We start from the raw sequence: 22,017 nt of genomic DNA on the forward strand, positions 1-22,017 counted from the left end.
CGGACCGTGCTCGACCGGGTCTCCCTCACCGTCCGCCCCGGCGAACGCCTCGGCGTCGTCGGAGACAACGGCTCCGGGAAATCCACCCTCCTCCGGCTCCTCGCCGGCCGTGAGGAGCCCGACAACGGCACGGTGACCGTCGACGCCCCCGGCGGCATCGGGCACCTCGCGCAGACCCTGGACCTCCCCCCGACCGCCACCGTCGGGGACGCGATCGACCACGCCCTCGCGGACGTACGGGAGTTGGAGCGCGCGATCCGCGCGGCCGAGGACGCCCTCGCCGCGACCGGGGACCTCGCCGGGTACGCGGAGCTGCTCGCCGCTCACGAGGCGCGGGGCGGCGACGGGGCCGACCGGCGGGTCGAGGCCGTGCTCCGGCGGCTCGGGGAACCCCGGCCGCTCGACCGCGCCCGGACCCTCGGGGGCCTCTCCGGCGGGCAGCGGTCCCGGCTTACCCTGGCCGCCGTGCTCGCCGCCGAGCCCGAACTGCTGCTGCTCGACGAGCCGACCAACGACCTCGACGACGAGGCCGTCGCCTGGCTGGAGGAGCGGCTGCTCGCCCACCGGGGCACGGTCGTCGCCGTCTCCCACGACCGGGTCTTCCTCGACCGGGTCACCACCGCCGTCCTGGAGGTCGACGAGGACCGTCACACCGTGCGCCGCTACGGCGACGGGTACTCCGGCTACCTCACCGGACGCGCCGCCGAACGAGCCCGCAGGCAGCGGGAGTACGAGGAGTGGAAGGCCGAGACCGCGCGGTACCGGGCCCTCGCCGACACCCACATCGACCGGTTCTCCGCCATCCCCCGCAAGGCCCCGGCCTCGTTCAGCGGGGCGGGAGCCTTCCGGGCCCGGTCGCGGTCGCACGGCGCGATGAGCCGTATCCGGGCCGCCCGCGAGAAACTCGCCCGGCTCACCTCCGACCCGGTGCCCGCGCCCCCGGAGCCCCTCCGCTTCCGCGCCGGCCTCATCGGCGAGGGCGCGCCCGTCGACCTCGCCGGGGTACGGGTCGACGGCCGGCTCCGGCTCGACGCCCTGCGCCTCGACGCGGGCGAGCGGCTGCTGGTCACCGGGCCGAACGGCGCCGGGAAGACCACCCTCCTGAAGGTTCTGGCGGGTGAACTCGTCCCGGACGAAGGCACGGTGAGCGCCCCGGACCGGGTCGGGCTGCTGCGTCAGGAAACGGCCTCACCCACCGACCCCCGTGCGGTGGGCGAGGCCTTCGGAGCGGACCGCGCGGACGAACTGCTCGCCCTCGGTCTCTTCTCCGCCGGGGACCTGACCACCCCGGTCCGGTATCTGTCGACGGGACAGCGCCGGAAACTGGAACTGGCACGGCTCGTCACCGAGCCCGCCGATCTGCTCCTCCTCGACGAGCCGACCAATCATCTGGCCCCGGCGCTCGTGGAGGAGATGGAGGCCGCGCTCGCTCAGTACCGGGGCACGCTGGTCGTGGTCAGTCACGACCGGAGGCTCCGGGAGGGCTTCCGGGGCCGCCGCCTGGAACTGGCACCGGCCCCCGCCCTCACGACGATCGGAGGGATCTAATCGTCGTCGCCCTCGAGGTCGCCCTCGGTCTCAAGGAACACCTGGCGCAGGGCTGCCAGCGTCTCCGGGTCCGGCTTCTCCCACATGCCGCGCGACTCGGCTTCGAGGAGCCGCTCCGCGATGCCGTGCAGCGCCCACGGGTTGGCCTCCTTCAGGAAGGCCTGGTTCGCCGGGTCGAGGACGTACTCCTGCGTCAGCTTGTCGTACATCCAGTCGGCGACGACGCCCGTCGTGGCGTCGTACCCGAAGAGGTAGTCGACCGTCGCCGCCAGCTCGAACGCTCCCTTGTAGCCGTGGCGGCGCATCGCCTCGATCCAGCGCGGGTTGACCACGCGCGCGCGGAAGACCCGGGAGGTCTCCTCGACGAGCGTGCGGGTGCGGACGGTCTCCGGCCGGGTCGAGTCCCCGATGTACGCCTCCGGGGCCGAGCCCTTCAGCGCGCGGACGGTCGCCACCATGCCGCCGTGGTACTGGAAGTAGTCGTCCGAGTCCGCGATGTCGTGCTCGCGGGTGTCCGTGTTCTTCGCGGCGACCGCGATCCGCTTGTACGCCGTCTCCATCTCGGCCCGCGCCGGACGCCCTTCGAGCCCCCGCCCGTACGCGTAACCGCCCCACACCGTGTACACCTCGGCGAGGTCCGCGTCCGTCCGCCAGTCGCGCGAGTCGATCAGCTGGAGGATGCCCGCGCCGTACGTGCCGGGCCGGGAGCCGAAGATACGGGTGGTGGCGCGCCGCTCGTCGCCGTGCTCGGCGAGGTCGGCCTGCGTGTGCGCCCGTACGTAGTTCTCCGACGCGGGCTCGTCCTCAAGTCCCGCGACCAGCCGTACGGCGTCGTCGAGAAGCCCGATGACGTGCGGGAACGCGTCCCGGAAGAAGCCCGAGATGCGCAGCGTGACGTCGACGCGCGGGCGGCCGAGCTCCGCGAGCGGGATCGGTTCGAGGCCGTTCACGCGGCGCGAGGCCTCGTCCCACAGCGGGCGGACGCCGAGCAGCGCGAGCGCCTCGGCCACGTCGTCGCCGGCGGTGCGCATCGCGCTGGTCCCCCACAGGGAGAGGCCCACGGACGTCGGCCACTCGCCGTTGTCGGTGCGGTAGCGCTCCAGGAGGGAGTCGGCGAGCGCCTGCCCGGTCTCCCAGGCGAGCCGGGACGGCACGGCCTTCGGGTCGACGGAGTAGAAGTTCCGGCCGGTCGGCAGGACGTTGACCAGGCCACGGAGAGGGGAGCCGGACGGTCCCGCCGGGACGAAGCCGCCGTTCAGTGCGTGCACGGCGTGCGTGAGTTCGTCCGTCGTCGACGCCAGGCGCGGCACGACCTGCTCGCAGGCGAAGCGGAGGACGGCGACGACCTCGGGGCCGTACGCGGCGGCCACGGTCGGGATCGCGTCCACCGACCAGTCCGCCGCCTCCATCCCCTCGACCAGCTCGCGCGCCTTGGCCTCCGCCTCGTCGGCGGTGGTGCGGGTCGCGGCCGACTCGTCGAGACCCAGGGCCTCGCGCAGACCGGGCAGCGCCTGCGTGCCGCCCCAGATCTGGCGGGCGCGCAGGATGGAGAGGACCAGGTTGACGCGGGCCTCACCCTCCGGGGCGCCGCCGAGGACGTGCAGACCGTCGCGGATCTGGGCGTCCTTGACCTCGCACAGCCAGCCGTCGACGTGCAGCAGGAAGTCGTCGAAGCCGTCGTCCTCCGGGCGCTCCTGGAGACCGAGGTCGTGGTCGAGCTTGGCGGCCTGGATCAGCGTCCAGATCTGGGCGCGGATCGCGGGCAGCTTCGCCGGGTCCATGGAGGAGATCTGCGCGTACTCGTCGAGCAGCTGCTCCAGGCGCGCGATGTCGCCGTACGAGTCGGCGCGGGCCATCGGCGGCACCAGGTGGTCGACGAGGGTGGCGTGGACGCGCCTCTTGGCCTGGGTGCCCTCGCCCGGGTCGTTGACGAGGAACGGGTAGATCAGGGGGATGTCGCCGAGGGCCGCGTCGGGGCCGCAGGCGGCGGACAGGCCGGCGTTCTTGCCGGGCAGCCACTCCAGGTTGCCGTGCTTGCCGAGGTGGACCATGGCGTCGGCGCCGAAGCCGCCGTCCTCGGCGCGGGCGGCGATCCACCGGTAGGCGGCCAGGTAGTGGTGGGACGGCGGGAGATCGGGGTCGTGGTAGATCGCGATCGGGTTCTCGCCGAAGCCGCGCGGCGGCTGGATGAGGATCAGGAGGTTCCCGCGGCGCAGGGCGGCGAGGACGATGTCGCCCTCCGGGTTGCGCGAGCGGTCGAGGAACATCTCGCCGGGCGCCGGACCCCAGTGCTCCTCGACGTGGGTGCGGAGCTCCTCCGGCAGGGTCGCGTACCAGCGCTTGTAGTCGGCGGCCGGGATACGGACCGGGTTGCGGGCGAGCTGCTCCTCCGTCAGCCAGTCCTGGTCGTGGCCACCGGCCTCGATGAGGGCGTAGATCAGCTCGTCGCCGTCACCGGAGACCAGGCCGGGAAGCTCCTCGGCGGGCCCGAAGTCGTACCCCTCCGCGATCAGACGGCGCAGGAGGGAGACGGCGGAGGCGGGGGTGTCGAGACCGACGGCGTTGCCGATGCGGGAGTGCTTCGTCGGGTACGCGGAGAGGACGAGCGCCAGCCTCTTCTCGGCGTTCGGGATGTGCCGGAGCCGGGCGTGGCGTACGGCGATCCCGGCGACGCGGGCGGCGCGCTCGGCGTCCGCCACGTACGCGGGCAGACCGTCCTCGTCGATCTCCTTGAAGGAGAACGGGACGGTGATCAGACGGCCGTCGAACTCGGGCACGGCGACCTGGCTGGCGGCGTCCAGCGGGGAGAGGCCCTCGTCGTTCTCCTCCCACGCCGACCGCGAGCCGGTCAGGCACAGGGCCTGGAGGATCGGCACGTCGAGCGCGGCGAGCGCCCCCGCGTCCCAGGCCTCCTCGTCGCCACCGGCCTGCGCCTCGGCCGGCTTGGTGCCGCCCGCGGCGAGCACGGTGGTGACGATGACGTCGGCGGTACGGAGGCGGTCGAGCAGCTCCGGCTCGGGGGCGCGCAGGGACGCCACGTACAGCGGGAGCGCCTGCGCGCCGGTGTCCTCGATCGCCTCGCAAAGGGTGTGGACGAAGCCGGTGTTGCCGCTCATGTGGTGGGCGCGGTAGTAGAGCACGGCGACGGTCGGGCCGTCCGTCGTGCGGGGGGTGCGCTCCAGCGGGCCCCACGTGGGGGCGGCGGCCGGGGCCTCGAAGCCGTGACCGGTGAGCAGGACGGTGTCGGAGAGGAAGCGGGCGAGCTGCTCCAGGTTCCCGGGGCCGCCGTGCGCGAGATAGGCGTGCGCCTCGGTGGCGACGCCGATCGGGACGGTGGACGCCTCCATCAGCTGTGCGTCGGGGGCCTGTTCGCCGCTGAGGACGACCACCGGCTTTCCGGCGGCGCGGACCGCGTCCAGGCCCTCCTCCCAGGACCGGAGACCGCCGAGGAGCCGTACGACGACGAGGTCGGCACCGTCCAGGAGGCCGGGCAGCTCGGCGAGGGGGAGACGGGCGGGGTTGGCGAAGCGGTACTCCACCGGGCCGCCGGCCGAGGCAGCGTTCGCCGCGCGGGCACTGAGCAGGTCGGTGTCGGAGTGCGACAGCAGCAGAAGCATGGCGAGCGCAGGCCTTCCTCGGGGTTGTCCGCGCCCCGGGTGGTCGTATGGACGGCGGGAGTTCCTGACTCACCCGTTCCGTCGTGCCTGGTACGGGCTCACAGTGGCGGGACCGCGCCGGATTCTCACCGGGCTTCCTCCCCGGGGTCCTGGGACCCCATGCCGATCTGCATCCTAGATCGTGCCGCCCACGGCCCGGGGCGGGCCGCCGGGTCGGCCTGGTCACACCCGGTGGCCGCGCCGTTCCCCGTGGGTATGCTCGCCGCCATGCCGCCCACCCCACCCACGACGCCCGAACCGGGCGAAGCTCGCATACGGGACCGTGGCGACGCCTGCCCCGGGGCGCTGCGCCTGCACCTCGCCGAGGACGGACGCCTGGCCCGACTGCGCCTGCCCGCAGGGCGTCTGACGTCTCGTCAGGTCGAGGCGCTCGCGGCCGCCGCGGAGACCCTGGGGGACGGGCGGATCAGCATCACCTCGCGCGGCAACGCGGAGCTGCGGGGCCTCGCGGACGACTGCGGGGCGGAGCTCGCGGCGCTCCTCGCCGAGGCGGGCCTGCTGCCCTCCCCCACCCACGAACGCGTCCGCAACATCGTCGCCTCGCCCACCGCGGGACTCGACGGACTCGGCCACGCCGACGTGCAGTTGTGGGCACGCGAGCTGGACGCCGCACTGTGCGCCGAGCCCCGGGCGGCCTCCCTCTCGGGACGGTTCCTGTTCGTCCTCGACGACGGGCGCGGCGACGTGGCCCCGCTCGGCGGGGATGTGAGCTTGGTCGCAGGAGAGGACGGGTCCGTCCTGCTGCGGCTCGGCCCGACGGCCTTCCGGCTCACCGCCGCCGACGCCGTCCGCGCCGCCCTCGCCGCCGCCCTCGCGTTCCTCGACGCCGCCGAGGCGGCCGGCAACGGGGCCTGGCGCCCCCAGGAACTCCCCGACGACCACGCGCCGGACTGGGCGGGCGCCCTGACGGCGGCGGGCATCACGGCGGAGCCCGTGGCCGAGCCCGGCCGCGAACCCGTACGCATACCCGAGCCCGTACGCGTACACGAGCCCGTATCCGACCCCGGCCGCGAGCCCGTACGCGTGCCCGAGCCCGTACCCGCACCGCCCCTGCCCGCGTCCCCGCCGCCTGCCCCCGGCGTGCTCCGGGGCGGCGCGCTGTACGTCCTCGCGCCGCTCGGCCGGCTGACCGCCGCTCAGCTGCGGGCCCTGCTTCCGGCCGACGAGATACGGCTGACGCCGTGGCGCGGGGTGGTCGTCGTCGGCACCGGTACGCGTACGGCTGCCGACCGGCTCGCGCGCCTGGAGTCGTACGGACTGATCACCCGGCCCGACGCCCCCGGCGCCGGTGTCACCGTCTGCACCGGGCGCCCCGGCTGCGCCAAGTCCCTCGCCGACGTACGGGCGGACGCCCTCGCCGCGCCCGCGGGGCGGCTTCCCGTGCACTTCTCCGGGTGCGCACGCGGCTGCGGGCACCCGTACGGCGACCGGATCGAGGTCCTCGCCACCGGCGACGACACCTATCTGGTGGACGGCGCCCCCACCTCCCGTACCTCCCTGTCGGGAGCCGTCGCGGCAGCCCGCACCCCCGTCGACCACACGCCCCACACGAGATGAGCGAGAGCGACACGATGTTCGACTACGAGAAGGACGGGGCGGAGATCTACCGCCGGTCCTTTGCCACGATCCGAGCCGAGGCGGATCTCGCGGGCCTGCCCGCCGACGTCGCCCAGGTGGCGGTCCGGATGATCCACGCCTGCGGCATGACCGACCTCGTGCGGGACATCGCGTACTCCCCCGGCGTGGTCGCGAGCGCCCGCGCCGCCCTCCGCGCCGGCGCGCCGATCCTCTGCGACGCCCAGATGGTCGCCAGCGGTGTCACCCGCAAGCGGCTGCCCGCCGACAACGAGGTGATCTGCACGCTCTCCGACCCGTCCGTGCCGGGCCTGGCCGCCGAGCTCGGCACCACCCGCTCCGCCGCCGCCCTCGAACTGTGGCGGGACCGCCTCGAAGGCTCCGTCGTCGCCATCGGCAACGCGCCCACCGCGCTCTTCCACCTCCTGGAGATGATCGCCAAGGGCGCCGGGAAGCCCGCAGCCGTCCTCGGCATACCGGTCGGCTTCATCGGCGCCGCCGAGTCCAAGGACGCCCTCGCCGACCGGGCCCACGAACTCCGTCTCGAACACCTCGTCGTCCGGGGCCGGCGCGGCGGCAGCGCGATGACGGCCGCCGCGATCAACGCGCTCGCCCACGAAGCGGAGATCCAGCAGTGACCGCCACCGGAAAGCTCTACGGCGTCGGCCTCGGCCCCGGCGACCCGAACCTGATGACCGTGGCAGCCGTGAAGGCCATCGCCGCCGCCGACGTGATCGCGTACCACTCGGCCCGCCACGGCCGCTCCATCGCCCGCTCGATCGCCGCCGAGCACCTCCGCGAGGACCACATCGAGGAGCGGCTGATGTACCCGCTCACGGTGGAGACCACGGACCACCCGGGCGGCTACCGGGGCGCCCTCGACGACTTCTACGAGGAGGCCGCGGCCCGCCTCGCCGCCCATCTCGACGCGGGGCGCACGGTCGCCGTCCTCGCCGAGGGCGACCCGCTGTTCTACGGCTCGTACCAGCACATGCACAAGCGGCTCGCGCACCGCTACGACACGACCGTCATCCCCGGCGTCACCTCGGTCAGCGCCGCCGCGGCCCGCCTCGGCGAGCCGCTGTGCGAGGCGGAGGAAGTCCTCACGATCATCCCCGGCACCCTGCCGGAGGACGAGCTGACGGCCCGGCTCGCGGGCACCGACTCGGCGGTCGTGATGAAGCTCGGCCGCACCTTCCCCACGGTGAAGCGGGCCCTGGAGCGGGCCGGCCGGCTCGACGACGCCCGGTACGTGGAGCGGGCGTTCATGGCGGGCGAGCGGACGGAGCGGCTGACGGACGTCGACCCGGCGTCCGTCCCGTACTTCTCCGTCGCCGTCCTCCCCTCCCGTATCGACCAGGACCTTCCCGTACGGGAACGGGGCGAGGTCGTCGTCGTCGGCACCGGCCCGGCCGGCGCACCCTGGCTCACCCCCGAGTCGCGCGGCGCGCTCGTCAACGCGGACGTGCTCGTCGGCTACACCACCTACCTGGACCGGGTGCCGGTCCTGCGCCCCGGCCAGATCCGGCACGGCTCCGACAACAAGGTCGAGTCCGAGCGGGCCGAGTTCGCCCTCGACCTGGCCCGGCGCGGCCACAAGGTCGCGGTCGTCTCCGGCGGCGACCCGGGCGTCTTCGCGATGGCGACGGCGGTCCTCGAAGTGGCCTGCGAACCGGCGTACGCGGACGTGCCCGTACGGGTCCTCCCCGGGGTGACCGCCGCCAACGCGGCCGCCGCCGCCGCGGGCGCCCCTCTGGGCCACGACTACGCGACGATCTCGCTCTCCGACCGGCTCAAGCCCTGGGACGTCATCGCCGCCCGGCTGCGCGCCGCCGCCTCGGCCGACCTGGTCCTCGCCCTCTACAACCCGGGCTCGAAGTCCCGTACGCACCAGGTGTCCGCGGCCCGCGACCTCCTGCTCGAACTCCGCTCCCCCGAGACCCCGGTGGTCGTCGCCCGCGACGTGGGCGGTCCGGAGCAGTCGGTGCGGGTGGTGACCCTGAAGACCCTGGAGCCCTCCGAGGTCGACATGCGGACCCTGCTGCTCATCGGGTCGAGCCAGACCCGCGCGGTGGAACGGGCCGACGGCCGCACGATCACCTGGACGCCACGCCGGTACGGGTGAGGGTGATCTGTCCGTACCGGCTGATCAGCCGGTACGGGTGAAGGTGCCCAGGCCCTCCTGGTCCAGGTACTCGACGCGGACGGTCTTGCCGTCCGGGGAGAACGTGACGCCGGTGAGGCCGACGGCGTTCTCGCCGCGGGTCGGGAAGCTGAACGTGTCGCCGTCGTAGTGCGTGAGCCGGTACGTCTGGGGCTCCGGCCCCAGACGCAGGACCAGGCCGCCGCCCTCCTCGGCCACCGTGAGCCTGCCGAAGTAGTCGCTGGTGTACGTGCCGGTGTAGGCGTCGGCGGCCTTCGCGGCGGTGGCGTCGGCGGGCCGCTTCGCGTAGTCCGTCTTGGACCGGTCGGCGTCCGCCTGCTGCTGGTAGATCGCGTCGACGAGCGGCACCCAGTCCCGGCTGGGCCTGCCGTCCTGCGCGGTGTCGAAGAAGTCGAGGGCGACGGCGTCCGCGACGCCGACCGGCGCCCCGTTGGTGAGGACGACGATCCCGAGCCGTTCACCCGGCAGCATCGTGACGTTGGTGTGCGCGCCGAGCGCGAACGCGCCGGTGTGCGAGAGCCGCAGCCGGCCCTCGTCGTCGTAACTCACGTTCCAGCCGAGCCCGTAGAAGCCGGTCCGGCCCGCCGGTGCGTGCGCGGGCGAGGCGACGCTCTCGGGGTGGTGGGTGAGGTCGAGGGCGTCCTCGTCGACGATCCGCCGCCCGTCGAGGGTGCCGTTCGCGAGCTGGAGCCGCAGCCAGGTCGCCATGTCACGGGCCGAGGAGCTGACGCCGCCGGCCGGGGACTGGGCGTCCGGGTCGCGTACGGACGGCTTCCAGGTCCCGTCGGCCTCCTTCACATGGCCGACGGCCCGGTCGGCGTTCGAGGCGAAGTCCTGGAAGCGGGAGCTGGTGTCGTTCATGCCGGCGGGCTTGTAGAGCGTGTCCTCCGCGAGCTTCTCCCACGGCACGCCCTTCTCCGCGGCGACGGCCTCGGCCGCCGCCGTCAGACCGAAGTTGGTGTACGCGTAGCTCGCCCGGAACGGCGCCAGGGGCTCGTACCGCAGGTGGGACAGGATGTACTCCTGGTCGTAGCCGAGGTCCTCCAGGAGGTCGCCCGCGTGGTCGGGCAGGCCGCTGCGGTGCGAGAACAGGTCGGCGACCGTCACATGGGAGGTCACCCACGGGTCCTTCATCCGGAACTCGGACAGCTCGGGGGCGACGGGCCGCTGCCAGCCCTCGACGCCGACGGCCCCCGAGACGACGGTGGAGGCGATCGGCTTCGACACCGAGGCCAGCTGGAAGACGGTGTCGGCGTCGACCTTGGCGGTCTTGCCGACCTCACGCACCCCGTAGCCCTTGAGGGCGACGACCTTGTCGTCGTACACGACGGCGACGGACACCCCGGGGAGCCCGGTCCGTTTCATCATCGCCGTGACGTCGGCGTCGAGCCGGCCGACGGCCCGGTCCACGTCCGCCCGGTCGAGGACGGGCGGCGGCTGGGCGGGGGGCGGTTCGGGCGTCGGGGAGGGCGAGGGGCTCGGAGCGGCGCCCAGCACCAGCGCCGCGAGCCCCGCCGTGGCAAGCCATCGGACGGTTCCGGTTCCCATCCCTCCATTGAACGCCGGGGGGAATCCGCTGTCGCGCGGGAGGGAACCGGTGAGGAACCAGTCCGGAACCGGTGAGGAACCAGCCCGAAACCCGTGAGGAACCAGCCCGGAACCGGCGAGGAGCCAGCCCGGGAGGTGCCTGCGCGTCGCCGACCGACGGGCCCCTGGCGCCGCGCCGCCCAGGCGGCGGCCTTCTACCGCGACCGCGCCCAGGCCGCGGCCTCCTCCGGGGTCGCCGCCGTCGGCACGCCCTCCGGGACCGGTGGGCGGCGGACCACGACGACCGGGATGCCCGCCTCGCGGGCCGCGGTCAGCTTCGGGGCGGTCGCCGCGCCCCCGCTGTCCTTCGTCACGAGGACGTCGATCCGGTGGCGGCGCAGCAGTTCACGCTCCCCGTCGAGGGTGAACGGCCCCCGGTCGAGGAGGACTTCGGCGCGGGCCGGCATCGGGGGCTCCGGGGCGTCCACCGAGCGGACCAGGAACCACTGCGGGCGGTCCGCGAAGGCCGCGAGGCCCATGCGGCCCGTCGTCAGGAACACCCGGTCGCCGAGGCCGTCGAGCGCCTCCGCCGCCGCCTCCAGGGAGGGCACCTCACGCCAGTCGTCGCCCTCCACCGGGACCCAGCCGGGGCGGCGCAGCGCCAGCAGGGGAACATGGGCGGTGGCGGCCGCCCGGGCCGCGTTGAAGCTGATCCGCTCGGCGAAGGGATGCGTGGCGTCGATGACCGCGTCCACGGCGTGCCCGCCGATCCACTCCACGAGCCCGTCGACCCCGCCGAACCCGCCGATCCGGACCTCGCCGGCCGGCAGCCGCGGGGACGCGACCCGCCCCGCGAGCGAACTGGTCACCCGCACGTCGGTGTGGAGCAGGCCCGCCAGGGCGCGGGCCTCGGTGGTCCCCCCGAGAATGAGTATGTGCACAGGAGCCTCTTCGTGACTTCAGGCGGCGGGCGTGAGGCCCAACTCAAGCACACCGGTCTCCGCCCGGGCTGGACGACGGGCGCCTGCGCGACGGCGGCGACGACGGCCGCGTACACGGCGCTCCTGACCGGTGATTTCCCGGACCCGGTGACGATCACGCTGCCGAAGGGCCAGACGCCGTCGTTCGCGCTCACGGCGGAGTCCCTCGGCTCGGGTACGGCCATGGCTGCCGTGGTCAAGGACGCGGGCGACGACCCGGACGTCACGCACGGGGCGGTGATCCGGGCGACGGTACGGCTCCTGCCGGCGGGGTCGGGCGTGGTCTTCCGGGCGGGCGAGGGCGTCGGCACGGTCACCCTGCCGGGGCTGCCGCTCGACGTGGGCGAGCCGGCGATCAACCCGGTGCCCCGGCAGCTGATGCGCGAGCACGTCGCCGAGGTCGCGGCCCGGCACGGCGGCGGTGGGGACGTCGAGATCACCGTCTCCGTCGACAACGGCGCCGAGATCGCCCGCTCCACCTGGAACCCCCGGATCGGCATCCTGGGCGGCCTGTCGATCCTGGGGACGACGGGGGTCGTGGTCCCGTACTCGTGCTCGGCGTGGATCGATTCCATCCGCCGGGGCGTGGACGTGGCCCGCGCGGGCGGTCTCACGCATGTCGCGGGGTGTACGGGCTCCACATCCGAGCGTACGGTCGGCGGGCTCTACGACCTGCCGGAGATCGCACTCCTCGACATGGGCGACTTCGCGGGCGCGGTCCTCAAGTACATCCGCCGCCACCCGGTCGACCGCCTCACGATCTGCGGCGGCTTCGCGAAGCTGTCGAAGCTGGCGGCGGGCCATCTGGACCTCCACTCGGCCCGCTCCCAGGTCGACAAGGCGTTCCTCGCGGACCTGGCGCGCACGGGAGGCGCCTCGGAGGCCCTGGCGGCGGAGATCACCGCCGCGAACACGGGCCTCGCCGCCCTCCGCCTCTGTGAGGCCGCCGGAGTCCCCCTCGGCGACCTGGTCGCCGCCCGCGCCCGCGACGAGTCCCTGGCGGTCCTGCGGGGCGCGCCGGTGGCGGTGGACGTCATCTGCATCGACCGGGCGGGGGCGGTGGTGGGTCGGTCGTCGGTGGCGGGACCGGGGGCCCAGGCCTAAGCCGGCAGCTTCACTCCCATGACCGGGTAGCCGGTCTCCGCGATGTCCTCGGCCAGGTCGGCGAGCCCCACGTCCGGGTTGAGGGCGGCGACGATCTCGGGCGTGAGGGGGCGCAGGGCGAGGACGTGACGTACGGCTTCCAGGTCGAGCGGGGTCTCGTAGTAGTCCGTCGCCCACTCCGCGTACGCCTCCGCCGAGCGGTCGACGAGCAGCTCGAAGAGGGTGTCGGAGCCGTCCGGCTCGCCGTCGCCCCAGGTGGGGAAGGTGATGATGCCCGTCCGCCAGACAGTGTCCGCCGTCTCGCGCCACAGGCAGGCGGTGACGGCCGGGGACTCGCCCTGCTCCTCCTCCGGGACATACGGCCGGAAGACCTCCGGCACGTCGTCGAGGACGCCCGGCCACACCTCCGGGTCGTCCATGCGGGCCCAGGGGCTCATCGGCGCCTCGTGGGCGAAGCCGTGGACGAAGGCCCCCGCCGGGGAGAAGACGATCGCGTACTCGTCGCCCTGTCCGTCGCGCATGAGCGCCACCTCCTTGGCGAAGGAGTAGTACCGGTCCCCCCACTCGGGGCACACGATCGCCTCCACCATCGCGAGCCCCCGGCAGTGGTCGCGCAGTTCCTCGATGCCCGGCAGCGCCCGGGCCACGTCGTAGACGGTCACCGGTCCATTCAAGACCGTGCCACCGACATGCGGCCCTCCATCCCCGAACCTAGGCTTGCGAGGGCACACCCCGCGAGCGAGAGGGAGTCCCATGGCGAAGCGAGGCAACAAGCGTCGGGCGCGGAAGAAGAAGAGCGCCAACCACGGCAAGCGGCCGAACGCGTAGGACGTCGCGAAGCACGGCAGCGGCCCAACGCGTAGGACCTGAAGTGCGGCGGGGCCCCGGGATCGGACTCCCGGGGCCCCGCCGCGTGCCGTCGTCCGACCGTTCAGCAGACGTGGCGGTCCCGCTCCGGGTCGTACAAGTGGCTGTCCCGGAACTCCGACGCCGCGAGCGTGCGGCCCACGAGGATGACCGCCGTCTTCGTGATGCCCGCCGCCTTCGTCTGCGCCGCGATGTCGTCGAGGGTGCCCCGCAGCACGAGCTCGTCGGGCCGGCTGGCCATCGCCACCACCGCGGCCGGGCAGTCGGCGCCGTAGTGGGGGACGAGTTCGGCGACGACCCGGTCGACGTAGCGGGCGGCCAGGTGGAGGACGAGCAGCGCGCCGCTGCGGCCCAGGGTGGCGAGGTCCTCGCCCTCCGGCATGGGCGTGGCCTGCTGGGCGATCCGGGTGAGGATCACCGTCTGGCCGACCGTCGGGACGGTCAGTTCCCGCTTCAGCGCGGCGGCCGCCGCCGCGAACGCCGGTACGCCGGGCACGACCTCGTACGGGATGCCGAGCGCGTCGAGCCGCCGCATCTGCTCCGCCATCGCGCTGAAGACGGACGGGTCGCCGGAGTGGAGGCGGGCCACGTCCTCGCCCGCCTCGTGGGCGGCGGCGATCTCGGCGACGATCCGGTCCAGGTCGAGGTTCGCCGTGTCGACCAGGCGCGTGTCCGGCCCGCACTCGGCGAGCAGTTCCGTCGGGACGAGCGAACCGGCGTACAGGCACACCCCGCACGCCGCGAGCGTCCGCGCGCCGCGCAGGGTGATCAGGTCGGCCGCGCCCGGGCCCGCGCCGATGAAGTAGACGGTCATGCTCGTTCTCCTGATCTGGTGACGGACCACTGCGTGACCGGCATCGCCTGGCGCCAGCCGGTGAAGCCGCCGACGGGGACGGCGGAGGCGACGGCGAGCCGGACCAGTTCGCCGCCGTGACGGCGGTAGCGGTCGGCGAGCAGCGCCTCGGACTCGAGGGTCACGGTGTTGGCGACGAGCCGGCCGCCGGCGGGGAGCGCGTCCCAGCAGGCGTCGAGGAGGCCGGGGGCGGTGAGGCCGCCGCCGATGAAGATCGCGTCGGGCGTGGGCAGGCCGGTCAGGGCCTCGGGGGCGGGTCCGGTGACCACGCGGAGCCCCGGCACCCCGAGGGCGTCGGCGTTGCGCCCGATGCGCGCGGCCCGCTCCGGGGACTTCTCGACCGTGATCGCCCGGCAGGAGCGGTGGGTCCGCATCCATTCGACGCCGATGGAGCCGGAGCCGCCGCCGATGTCCCAGAGGAGTTCGCCGGGGGCGGGGGCGAGGGCGGCGAGCGTGGCGGCGCGCACGTACCGCTTGGTGAGCTGTCCGTCGTGCTCGTACGCCTCGTCCGGCAGTCCGGGTACGGCACCGAGCCGGAGCGTGTCCGGGTCCCGTACGCAGTCGAGGGCGAGGACGTGGAGGGCGTCGGTCCGCTCGAAGGGCCAGTCGGCGGCGGTCGCGTCGAGGATCCGCTCGCGGTCCCCGCCGAGCTGTTCGAGGACGCGGACGCGGGTGCCGCCCCAGCCGGTCGCGCGGAGGTACGCGGCGACGTCGGCGGGCGTCCCGGGGCCCTCGCCGAGGACGAGGAGCCGGCGCCCGGGGTGGAGCGCGGCGGCGAGGGCGGCGAGGGGCCGGGCGACGAGGGAGACGGTCTCCGTGCTCTCCAGGGGCCAGCCGAGCCGGGCGCAGGCGTACGAGACGGAGGACGGGTGCGGGTGGATGCGGAGGCGGTCGGCGCCGACCGTCTCGGCGAGGGTGCGGCCGATGCCGTAGAAGGACGGGTCGCCGCTGGCGAGGACGGCGATCGTCCGGCCCTGGTGGGCGGCGAGCAGTCCGGGGACGGCGGGGCGGAGCGGGGACGGCCAGGGGATCCGCTCGCCGGGGCAGGCCTCGCCGGGGAGGAGGTCGAGCTGGCGGGGGGCGCCGACGAGGACGTCGGCGGCGCCGAGGACACGGCGGGAGGTCTCGGGGAGCCCGTCCCAGCCGTCCGCGCCGATTCCGACGACCGCTATCGCACCGTTCACGTCGGCGACTTTACGTGAGGCCCGCGGGAGGTCCGCGTGAGGGCCACGGGCGGTCCGCGTGAGGGCCACGGGAGGCCCAGGTGAGACCCACGGGAGGTCTCCGGCAGGCCCGCGGGAGGTCCGGAATAGGTCAGGGGGTCGCACCGTTGGACGTGATGGTTTAAGATTCAACCATCAGGCCCCGGGATGCACGGCGGGGCATCAGGAACGCGAGAGGTGAGCACGATGCAGTTCGGGATCTTCACCGTCGGCGACGTGACGACCGACCCCACCACCGGCCGCACCCCCACCGAGCACGAGCGGATCAAGAACACCGTCGCCATCGCGCTCAAGGCCGAGGAGGTCGGGCTCGACGTCTTCGCGACCGGCGAGCACCACAACCCGCCGTTCGTCCCCTCCTCCCCCACCACCCTCCTCGGGCACATCGCCGCCCGCACCGAGAACCTGATCCTCTCCACCTCCACCACCCTCATCACCACCAACGACCCGGTGAAGATCGCCGAGGACTACGCGACCCTCCAGCACCTCGCCGACGGCCGCGTGGACCTGATGATGGGCCGGGGCAACACCGGCCCGGTCTACCCGTGGTTCGGGCAGGACATCCGGCAGGGCATCCCGCTCGCCATCGAGCACTACGCGCTCCTCCACAAGCTGTGGAGGGAGGACGTGGTCGACTGGGAGGGCAAGTTCCGCAGCGCCCTCCAGGGCTTCACCTCCACCCCGCGCCCGCTCGACGGCGTCCCGCCCTTCGTCTGGCACGGCTCCATCCGCTCCCCCGAGATCGCCGAGCAGGCGGCCTACTACGGCGACGGCTTCTTCGCGAACCACATCTTCTGGCCCAAGCAGCACACCGAGAAGATGGTCCGGCTCTACCGCCAGCGGTACGCCCACTACGGCCACGGCACCCCCGAGCAGGCGATCGTCGGCCTCGGCGGCCAGGTGTTCATGCGCAAGAACTCGCAGGACGCGGTACGGGACTTCCGCCCGTACTTCGACAACGCACCCGTCTACGGCCACGGCCCCAGCCTCGAGGAGTTCTCCCGCGAGACCCCGCTGACCGTCGGCTCGCCGCAGGAGGTCATCGAGCGCACCCTGTCCTTCCGCGACTACGTGGGCGACTACCAGCGGCAGCTGTTCCTCGTCGACCACGCGGGGCTGCCCCTCAAGACGGTCCTCGAACAGCTCGACCTCCTCGGCGAGGAAGTCGTCCCGGTCCTGCGCAAGGAGTTCGCGAACCTCCGCCCGGCCGGCGTACCGGACACCGCCCCGCTCCACCCCGCCGTCACCCGTACCCGCACGACCCAGGAGGCATGACACCATGCAGACGCTGAAGCTGGTCGCGGTCTCCGCCGGGCTCAGCTCCCCCTCCTCCACCCGGCTGCTCACCGACCGGCTCCTCCAGGCCACCCGGTACCGGCTCGCCGAGCAGGAGTACGCGGTCGACGTCCAGGTCGTCGAACTGCGCGACCTGGCCGTCGACATCGCGAAGAACTTCGTCACCGGCTTCCCTTCGGAGAAGCTGGGGGAAGCGATCGAGACGGTGACCGGCGCCGACGGGGTCATCGCCGTGACGCCGGTGTTCACGGCCTCGTACAGCGGTCTGTTCAAGTCGTTCTTCGACCTGATCGACCCGGCCGCGCTCACCGGCACCCCGGTCCTCGTCGGGGCGACCGGCGGCACCGCCCGCCACTCCCTCGTCCTGGACCACGCCCTGCGTCCGCTCTTCGCCTACCTGCGGGCCCTCGTCGCGCCGTCCGCCGTCTACGCGGCCTCGGAGGACTGGGGCTCGGGCGGCGACGAGGCCTCCCCGGCGGGACACGGGGACGGGCTGCCGTCCCGGATCAACCGGGCCGGACGCGAGTTCGCGGACATGGTGGCGGCCCGGCCGGGCGGGCGGGACGACGAGGACGAGATCATCCCGTTCGAACGCCAACTGGCCGACCTGCGCCTCGACTGACCGGATCGACGGTCGCTTCTCCAGGACACGCCGTGCGCCCGGGCACCGCCGGGCGCATGATGCCCTCATGGACATCAAGCTGGAACTGATCGGCGTGCCCGTCACCGACATCGACCGGGCCAAGGCCTTCTACGAGCGGGTGGGGTTCCACGCCGACCACGACGTCCCGGTCAGCGACGACATCCGCTTCGTCCAGATGACCCCGCCCGGCTCGGCCTGCTCGATCGCCTTCGGCAAGGGCATCACGGAAATGGCCCCGGGCTCCCTCGACAACATGCAGGTCGTCGTCACCGACATCGAGGAGGCCCACCGCGAACTCACCGCCCGGGGCGTCGAGGTCACCGAGATCGACGACCAGCCGTGGGGGTCGTTCGTCTACTTCGCCGACCCGGACGGCAACCGCTGGGCGGTCCAGCAGACCACTCCGCGCGGGCAGTGACCGCTGCTGACGACCGCTACTTGCGGTTGTAGAGCCTCATCGTCACCGCGCCGAAGACGACGATCAGCAACGCCGACCACCCCAGCGTCCAGGCGATGTCCGCCGCGGGCCAGTTCCCGGCCATCAACTCGCGTACGGCCGTCGCCAGATGGGTCACCGGGCTGTTGTTGACGAAGGCCTGGAGCCAGCCCGGCATGGTCTTCGGGTCGACGAAGACGTTGGACAGGAACGTCAGCGGGAAGATCACCATCATGCTGACGCCCATGACGGACTTCTCGCTGCGCAGCATCAGCCCGAACATGGTCCAGATCCACGAGAACGCGAACGAGAACACGATCAGCAGCGCGACCCCGAGCAGGACACCGACCACCCCGCCGTCCGGCCGGTACCCGATGATCATGCCGACCGTCAGCATCACGGCCGAGGCGATCAGATAGCGCACGACATCGCCGAGCAGATAGCCGACCATCGGCGCCGGCCGCCAGATCGGCAGCGTGCGGAAACGGTCGAAGACACCCTTCTCGATGTCGGTGTTGACCGAGATCCCCGTGTACATCGTGATCATCACGACGCTCATCACGAGGATGCCCGGCAGCAGGAACTGGATGTACTCCGAGACCGAGCCGGCCAGCGCGCCCCCGAAGAGGTACGTGTACATCAGCACCATCATGATCGGGAACGCCGTCACGTCGAACAGCTGCTCCGGCACGTGCTTGATCTTGAGCATGGCCCGCCAGCCGAAGGTCAGCGAGGCGGAGAGCGCGCTGGGGCGCGGCGGGCGTGACTGTCCGACGAGGAGCGCGGCCAGCTCCTCCGCCCGGGGCGCCTCGAAGTCGAGGGCGTCGGCCGCCTGCGTGTCCTTGCTGGTGGAGACGGTGGTCATGCCCCCGCTCCCTTCCTGTCCGTCCTGTCCGCCCTGTCCGTAAGCGCCAGGAACACCTCGTCGAGGCTGGGCTGGCCGAGCGCGAAGTTGTCGACGGTGATCCCGGCCCGTGCCAGCTCCGCCAGGGCCCGCGCGGCCTGTTCGGCGGCGCCGAGGTCCGTGCCGTGGCCGTTGACGGTGGCGGTGAGCGCGACCGGGTCCGGTTCGAGCGTGACGGCCGCCTTCAGCGCGGCCTGGAGGACCCGCTCGGCCTCCGGTCGCTGCTCGGGATCCCGGAGGCGTACGTGCACGGAGCCCGAGCCGACGGAGGCCTTCAGCTCGCCCTTCGTGCCCTCCGCGATCACCTTCCCGTGGTCGATGACGGCGATACGGGAGGCCAGCTGGTCCGCCTCGTCCAGGTACTGGGTGGTCAGCAGGACGGTGGTGCCCTGGGCGACCACGGCGCGGACGATGTCCCAGACCTGGTTGCGGCTGCGCGGGTCGAGACCGGTCGTCGGCTCGTCGAGGAAGAGCAGGTCGGGCGTGTTGAGGATGGACGCGGCGATGTCGATACGGCGCCGCATGCCGCCCGAGTAGTTCTTGACCTGCCGGTCGGCGGCGTCGGCGAGCCCGAACGCGGCGAGCAGCTGCGCGGAGCGCTCGCGGGCGGCGGCCCTGGTGTGCCCGAGGAGCCGGCCGAGCAGGACCAGGTTCTCGGTGCCGGTCAGGTCCTCGTCGACGGAGGCGTACTGGCCGGTGAGGCTGACCCGGCCGCGTACGGTGTCGGCGTCCTTGACGACGTCCTTGCCGAAGACGCGGGCCGAGCCGCCGTCGGGGCGGAGCAGGGTGGCGAGCATCTTGACGGCGGTGGTCTTGCCCGCGCCGTTGGGGCCGAGGACGCCGTAGACGGTCCCTGCGGGGACGCGCAGGTCGACGCCGTCGACAGCGCGGTTCGCGCCGAAGACCTTGACCAGGCCCTCGGTCTCGATGGCGAGGTCGGTCATGCCGTTTCCCCTCCGGGGTCCGGGAGCGCACTCCTGCCAGTCTCCGTCACCCGTACGCGGATCGCCAGAGCGGAGTAAGCGGAGTAGACGGGAGGGAGCCGCCGGAGAGGGCCACCCGAGGGCGGACCCGCCCTCCCCCGCCCGGCGGAGGCGGACCGGCCGCCGGGGCGACGCCCGGGGCCGGGGCCCGGCGGGAGGCTGGCCGCATGATGAGAATCAACGCCCTTCCCGACGTGCCCCGCTGGGTCGCCCTCGCCGCTCACGCCGTCCCGCTGGTCACCCTCCCGTCCGGCCTGTGGCGCCTCGCGCTCGTCGCCGGTCTCCCCGTCACGTCGGACGCCGAACTCGGCCTGCTGAGCGCCGGCGAGACCGTGTACGTCATCTCCCTCAGCGTGGTCTCCGAGCTGCTCGCCCTCCTCACCCTGGGGCTCGTCCGCTCCTGGGGCGAGGTCTTCCCCCGGTGGATGCCGTTCCTCGGCGGCCGCCGGGTGAACCCGGCCGCCGCGACGGGCGCGGCCCTCGCCGGGGTGGCGGGGCTTTGCGCCATCGCGGCCTGGGGCGTGTACGCCGCGTACGCGGACCTGGGCCCGGACGTCCCGGCCACGCCGGCCCAGGACGCCCTGCTCATCGCCTGCTACGCGCCGCTCGCCGCCTGGCCGGTGCTGCTCGCCGCCGTGGCGGTCGCCTACTACCGGCGGCGGCGCCACGCAGAGGGGCACGGTGGCCGGGGACGACGTCAGTACGGCGCGGGCCGTCCCGCCGCGTCCTCGTGGGTGTAGAAGACGTAGTACGCGGCGGCCCCGTTGACGCCGGCGGCGGCGAGTCCGAGGCCGCTCGACGACAGGACGCTGGCGCCGGACAGGCTGAAGAGGAAGCCGACCGCGATGCCCGTGAGCGAGCCCCAGGCGACCGCCCGCAGCTCACGGGGCAGGGCGCGGCCGTAGCGGTGGAGCATGTGGATCCCGACGGCGAGGACCACGGCCGAGACGAGGCCGAGCCACAGCTGCCCCAGGGTGGCGGCGCCCCCGTGGCGCGCCACGGTCGCCGCGTAGAGCCCGTACAGGACACCGAGGGTGACCGGGACGCCCCAGCCGTGCGTCCCGGTGCTGCGCGCGCGTCCGCGCCGGGCAGGTACCGCTGCGTGTGCGGCCATGGCAGGAGCTCCTTCGGGTCTCGCCCCCCTGCTGCTTCCCGCACCCTCAAGGGCACACCCGAGCCCGGCGCCCCGCAAGTGGATCAGGCGGCCGGCCGTACGGCGACGGCGTCGATCTCGAAGAGCATCCCGGGCAGGGCGAGCGCCGCGACCCCGCTGAGGGTCTGGGCGGGCAGCCGCTCGCCGAAGTGGGCGTGCAGGGCCTTGCCGAGGACCTCCAGCTTGGCCAGGTCGTGCTCGACGACGTACGACCCGAGGCGCACGACGTTCACCAGGCCGAGACCGACGCCTTCCAGGGCGTGCCGCAGGTTCGTCAGGGAGAGCTCGACCTGCGCGGCGAAGTCGCCGGGGACGGGGGCGCCCGTGGCGTCGGAGGCGTACTGGCCGCCGATGAAGACGAGTTCGCCGGGCGCGGAGACGGCGTGGCTGTACCCGAAGGGGGTGGGGTCGTGGAGGGTGGCGGGGTTGGTGATGACCCGCTGGTCGGCGGCGGGGATGTCGGTAGGGGTGGTGGTGGGCTGTGCGGTCATGGCTGATCGTTCCTTCCGGGGTGTACGGAGAGGGTGGCCGTGCCGGAGGTCGGCGGTGTCACCAGCCTGCCGCGTCGGCCGTTCAGACGTGGGCGAATTAGTGCCGTTCAGGCGTTGGCGAACCAGTGGCGGAGCCGGTCGGGCGCGGCCGGCGCCTGGAGTTCCGCTCGCTGACGGACGTCGTCCAGGGTCTGGGCCATGAGCTCGCGCCGCCAGGCCAGTTCGGCCCGTCCCATGGCTCCGGCGATGGCGCACTCGGTGGCGTACGACCCCGGGGGCCCCGCCCCGGGCCCCTGCTGCCGGATCTCGGTGCAGCGAAAAGCCTCGTCAGGGCCTTCGACGGCGGCGACGACATCCATCAGCGTGATCCGGTCCAGCGCGTGCGCAAGGCGGAACCCGCCCTTGGGCCCGGAGACCGAGGTGACGATCCCGGCGCGGGCGAGCGCCTGGAGCTGCTTGTTGAGATAAGCGGGGGGCAGCTCGTGATAGGCCGCGAGACGTGCGGCGGTGACCGCCCGCTCGGGCCCGATCCAGGCCAGGTTCAGGCAGCTGTGCAGCGCCCATTCCACGCCGTCGCTCATCTTCATAATTCT

At 73.4% G+C, this 22,017-nt stretch carries 21 protein-coding genes and 1 riboswitch; of the genes, 10 read left to right on the forward strand and 11 right to left on the reverse strand.

The annotated features are described in order from the left end of the window. Window positions 1–6 precede the first annotated feature (6 nt). Entirely contained in the window at window positions 7–1,548 is a 1,542-nt protein-coding gene (locus ACIRB7_RS18880; RefSeq protein ID WP_403599988.1) for an ABC-F family ATP-binding cassette domain-containing protein, read from the forward strand. Here the strand turns inward: ACIRB7_RS18880 and cobN are convergent. Further along, entirely contained in the window at window positions 1,545–5,165 is a 3,621-nt protein-coding gene (gene cobN, locus ACIRB7_RS18885) for a cobaltochelatase subunit CobN (protein ID WP_403599572.1), read from the reverse strand. The two genes, ACIRB7_RS18880 and cobN, sit on opposite strands and share 4 nt — an antisense overlap. 39 nt (window positions 5,166–5,204) lie before the next feature. Continuing rightward, a riboswitch (cobalamin riboswitch) is annotated at window positions 5,205–5,341 on the reverse strand. Window positions 5,342–5,420: 79 nt separating this feature from the next. Between cobN and cobG the strand changes: the two genes are divergently transcribed. From cobG to cobJ, 3 genes are read left to right on the forward strand one after another with little or no spacing between them, the layout of a single operon-like run. After that, complete coding sequence (gene cobG / locus ACIRB7_RS18890; protein ID WP_403599575.1) at window positions 5,421–6,782, forward strand: precorrin-3B synthase; 1,362 nt, start codon at window positions 5,421–5,423, stop codon at window positions 6,780–6,782. Next, entirely contained in the window at window positions 6,779–7,438 is a 660-nt protein-coding gene (locus ACIRB7_RS18895) for a precorrin-8X methylmutase (RefSeq protein ID WP_403599578.1), read from the forward strand. The genes cobG and ACIRB7_RS18895 overlap by 4 nt, the downstream gene beginning before the upstream one ends. A 53-nt stretch (window positions 7,439–7,491) precedes the next feature. After that, window positions 7,492–8,925, forward strand: coding sequence for a precorrin-3B C(17)-methyltransferase (gene cobJ / locus ACIRB7_RS18900; protein WP_403599991.1), 1,434 nt, complete (start codon window positions 7,492–7,494; stop codon window positions 8,923–8,925). Window positions 8,926–8,949: 24 nt separating this feature from the next. Here cobJ and ACIRB7_RS18905 read toward each other — a convergent pair whose 3' ends face one another. Beyond that, window positions 8,950–10,512, reverse strand: a complete 1,563-nt coding sequence (locus tag ACIRB7_RS18905) for a serine hydrolase (RefSeq protein WP_403599581.1) — start codon at window positions 10,510–10,512, stop codon at window positions 8,950–8,952. A gap of 194 nt (window positions 10,513–10,706) precedes the next feature. Beyond that, the gene (locus ACIRB7_RS18910; protein ID WP_403599584.1) at window positions 10,707–11,432 is read right to left on the reverse strand and encodes a cobalt-precorrin-6A reductase; all 726 of its coding nucleotides are present in this window, start codon (window positions 11,430–11,432) and stop codon (window positions 10,707–10,709) included. A gap of 12 nt (window positions 11,433–11,444) precedes the next feature. Between ACIRB7_RS18910 and ACIRB7_RS18915 the strand changes: the two genes are divergently transcribed. Next, complete coding sequence (locus ACIRB7_RS18915) at window positions 11,445–12,575, forward strand: cobalt-precorrin-5B (C(1))-methyltransferase (protein WP_403599587.1); 1,131 nt, start codon at window positions 11,445–11,447, stop codon at window positions 12,573–12,575. On the opposite strand, the gene ACIRB7_RS18920 is transcribed toward ACIRB7_RS18915, so the two are convergent. Beyond that, a complete protein-coding gene (locus ACIRB7_RS18920) occupies window positions 12,572–13,237 on the reverse strand; it encodes a hypothetical protein (protein ID WP_403599590.1) in 666 nt (221 codons plus the stop codon). The genes ACIRB7_RS18915 and ACIRB7_RS18920 overlap by 4 nt on opposite strands. 91 nt (window positions 13,238–13,328) lie before the next feature. On the opposite strand from ACIRB7_RS18920, the gene ACIRB7_RS18925 reads away from it, so the two are divergent. Then, window positions 13,329–13,403, forward strand: a complete 75-nt coding sequence (locus ACIRB7_RS18925) for a 50S ribosomal protein bL37 (protein WP_383431233.1) — start codon at window positions 13,329–13,331, stop codon at window positions 13,401–13,403. A gap of 103 nt (window positions 13,404–13,506) precedes the next feature. On the opposite strand, the gene cobM is transcribed toward ACIRB7_RS18925, so the two are convergent. Continuing rightward, the gene (gene cobM, locus ACIRB7_RS18930; protein ID WP_403599593.1) at window positions 13,507–14,256 is read right to left on the reverse strand and encodes a precorrin-4 C(11)-methyltransferase; all 750 of its coding nucleotides are present in this window, start codon (window positions 14,254–14,256) and stop codon (window positions 13,507–13,509) included. After that, the gene (cbiE, locus tag ACIRB7_RS18935) at window positions 14,253–15,479 is read right to left on the reverse strand and encodes a precorrin-6y C5,15-methyltransferase (decarboxylating) subunit CbiE (protein ID WP_403599599.1); all 1,227 of its coding nucleotides are present in this window, start codon (window positions 15,477–15,479) and stop codon (window positions 14,253–14,255) included. Before cbiE ends, cobM begins: the two co-directional genes overlap by 4 nt. A 225-nt stretch (window positions 15,480–15,704) precedes the next feature. Here cbiE and ACIRB7_RS18940 point away from each other — a divergent pair, with 225 nt between their 5' ends. The 3 genes from ACIRB7_RS18940 (at window position 15,705) to ACIRB7_RS18950 (ending at window position 17,875) form a co-directional block, all read left to right on the forward strand. Then, window positions 15,705–16,793 (forward strand): LLM class flavin-dependent oxidoreductase, encoded by a 1,089-nt coding sequence (locus ACIRB7_RS18940; protein ID WP_403599994.1) that lies wholly within the window; start codon window positions 15,705–15,707, stop codon window positions 16,791–16,793. 4 nt (window positions 16,794–16,797) lie between these two features. Continuing rightward, window positions 16,798–17,436: an FMN reductase gene (locus ACIRB7_RS18945; RefSeq protein WP_403599601.1), complete on the forward strand. Its 639-nt coding sequence runs from the start codon at window positions 16,798–16,800 to the stop codon at window positions 17,434–17,436. Window positions 17,437–17,503: 67 nt separating this feature from the next. Beyond that, entirely contained in the window at window positions 17,504–17,875 is a 372-nt protein-coding gene (locus tag ACIRB7_RS18950; protein WP_403599604.1) for a VOC family protein, read from the forward strand. Between the two features lie 16 nt (window positions 17,876–17,891). Here ACIRB7_RS18950 and ACIRB7_RS18955 read toward each other — a convergent pair whose 3' ends face one another. Both ACIRB7_RS18955 and ACIRB7_RS18960 read right to left on the reverse strand, forming a co-directional pair. Then, window positions 17,892–18,758, reverse strand: coding sequence for an ABC transporter permease (locus ACIRB7_RS18955; RefSeq protein WP_403599606.1), 867 nt, complete (start codon window positions 18,756–18,758; stop codon window positions 17,892–17,894). Continuing rightward, window positions 18,755–19,741, reverse strand: a complete 987-nt coding sequence (locus tag ACIRB7_RS18960) for an ATP-binding cassette domain-containing protein (protein WP_403599609.1) — start codon at window positions 19,739–19,741, stop codon at window positions 18,755–18,757. The genes ACIRB7_RS18955 and ACIRB7_RS18960 overlap by 4 nt, the downstream gene beginning before the upstream one ends. 206 nt (window positions 19,742–19,947) lie before the next feature. On the opposite strand from ACIRB7_RS18960, the gene ACIRB7_RS18965 reads away from it, so the two are divergent. Next, window positions 19,948–20,520 carry a hypothetical protein gene (locus ACIRB7_RS18965; protein WP_403599612.1) on the forward strand — a complete coding sequence of 191 codons (573 nt, stop codon included), beginning with the start codon at window positions 19,948–19,950 and terminating at the stop codon, window positions 20,518–20,520. Here ACIRB7_RS18965 and ACIRB7_RS18970 read toward each other — a convergent pair. The 3 genes from ACIRB7_RS18970 to ACIRB7_RS18980 all read right to left on the reverse strand — a co-directional run bounded on the left by ACIRB7_RS18970 (window position 20,478) and on the right by ACIRB7_RS18980 (window position 22,005). Continuing rightward, window positions 20,478–20,894, reverse strand: a complete 417-nt coding sequence (locus ACIRB7_RS18970) for a hypothetical protein (RefSeq protein WP_403599615.1) — start codon at window positions 20,892–20,894, stop codon at window positions 20,478–20,480. The genes ACIRB7_RS18965 and ACIRB7_RS18970 overlap by 43 nt on opposite strands. 83 nt (window positions 20,895–20,977) lie before the next feature. Further along, a complete protein-coding gene (locus ACIRB7_RS18975) occupies window positions 20,978–21,424 on the reverse strand; it encodes a RidA family protein (protein WP_403599617.1) in 447 nt (148 codons plus the stop codon). A gap of 107 nt (window positions 21,425–21,531) precedes the next feature. Next, complete coding sequence (locus ACIRB7_RS18980) at window positions 21,532–22,005, reverse strand: RrF2 family transcriptional regulator (protein ID WP_403599620.1); 474 nt, start codon at window positions 22,003–22,005, stop codon at window positions 21,532–21,534. Window positions 22,006–22,017: the final 12 nt, after the last annotated feature.

This window comes from Streptomyces sp. NPDC093795 (assembly GCF_044764665.1).
In the GTDB taxonomy this organism is placed as follows: domain Bacteria; phylum Actinomycetota; class Actinomycetes; order Streptomycetales; family Streptomycetaceae; genus Streptomyces.

Bases quoted from the DNA above. Each gene is read 5' to 3' on its own strand.
- ACIRB7_RS18980 (WP_403599620.1), bottom strand. From the start codon at position 22,005: ATGAGCGACGGCGTGGAATGGGCGCTGCACAGCTGCCTGAACCTGGCC.
- ACIRB7_RS18945 (WP_403599601.1), top strand. From the start codon at position 16,798: ATGCAGACGCTGAAGCTGGTCGCGGTCTCCGCCGGGCTCAGCTCCCCC.
- cobM (WP_403599593.1), bottom strand. From the start codon at position 14,256: ATGACCGTCTACTTCATCGGCGCGGGCCCGGGCGCGGCCGACCTGATC.
- ACIRB7_RS18940 (WP_403599994.1), top strand. From the start codon at position 15,705: ATGCAGTTCGGGATCTTCACCGTCGGCGACGTGACGACCGACCCCACC.
- cobG (WP_403599575.1), top strand. From the start codon at position 5,421: ATGCTCGCCGCCATGCCGCCCACCCCACCCACGACGCCCGAACCGGGC.
- ACIRB7_RS18905 (WP_403599581.1), bottom strand. From the start codon at position 10,512: ATGGGAACCGGAACCGTCCGATGGCTTGCCACGGCGGGGCTCGCGGCG.
- ACIRB7_RS18950 (WP_403599604.1), top strand. From the start codon at position 17,504: ATGGACATCAAGCTGGAACTGATCGGCGTGCCCGTCACCGACATCGAC.
- ACIRB7_RS18955 (WP_403599606.1), bottom strand. From the start codon at position 18,758: ATGACCACCGTCTCCACCAGCAAGGACACGCAGGCGGCCGACGCCCTC.
- cobN (WP_403599572.1), bottom strand. From the start codon at position 5,165: ATGCTTCTGCTGCTGTCGCACTCCGACACCGACCTGCTCAGTGCCCGC.
- cobJ (WP_403599991.1), top strand. From the start codon at position 7,492: ATGACCGTGGCAGCCGTGAAGGCCATCGCCGCCGCCGACGTGATCGCG.
- ACIRB7_RS18975 (WP_403599617.1), bottom strand. From the start codon at position 21,424: ATGACCGCACAGCCCACCACCACCCCTACCGACATCCCCGCCGCCGAC.
- ACIRB7_RS18970 (WP_403599615.1), bottom strand. From the start codon at position 20,894: ATGGCCGCACACGCAGCGGTACCTGCCCGGCGCGGACGCGCGCGCAGC.
- ACIRB7_RS18895 (WP_403599578.1), top strand. From the start codon at position 6,779: ATGAGCGAGAGCGACACGATGTTCGACTACGAGAAGGACGGGGCGGAG.
- ACIRB7_RS18965 (WP_403599612.1), top strand. From the start codon at position 19,948: ATGATGAGAATCAACGCCCTTCCCGACGTGCCCCGCTGGGTCGCCCTC.
- ACIRB7_RS18960 (WP_403599609.1), bottom strand. From the start codon at position 19,741: ATGACCGACCTCGCCATCGAGACCGAGGGCCTGGTCAAGGTCTTCGGC.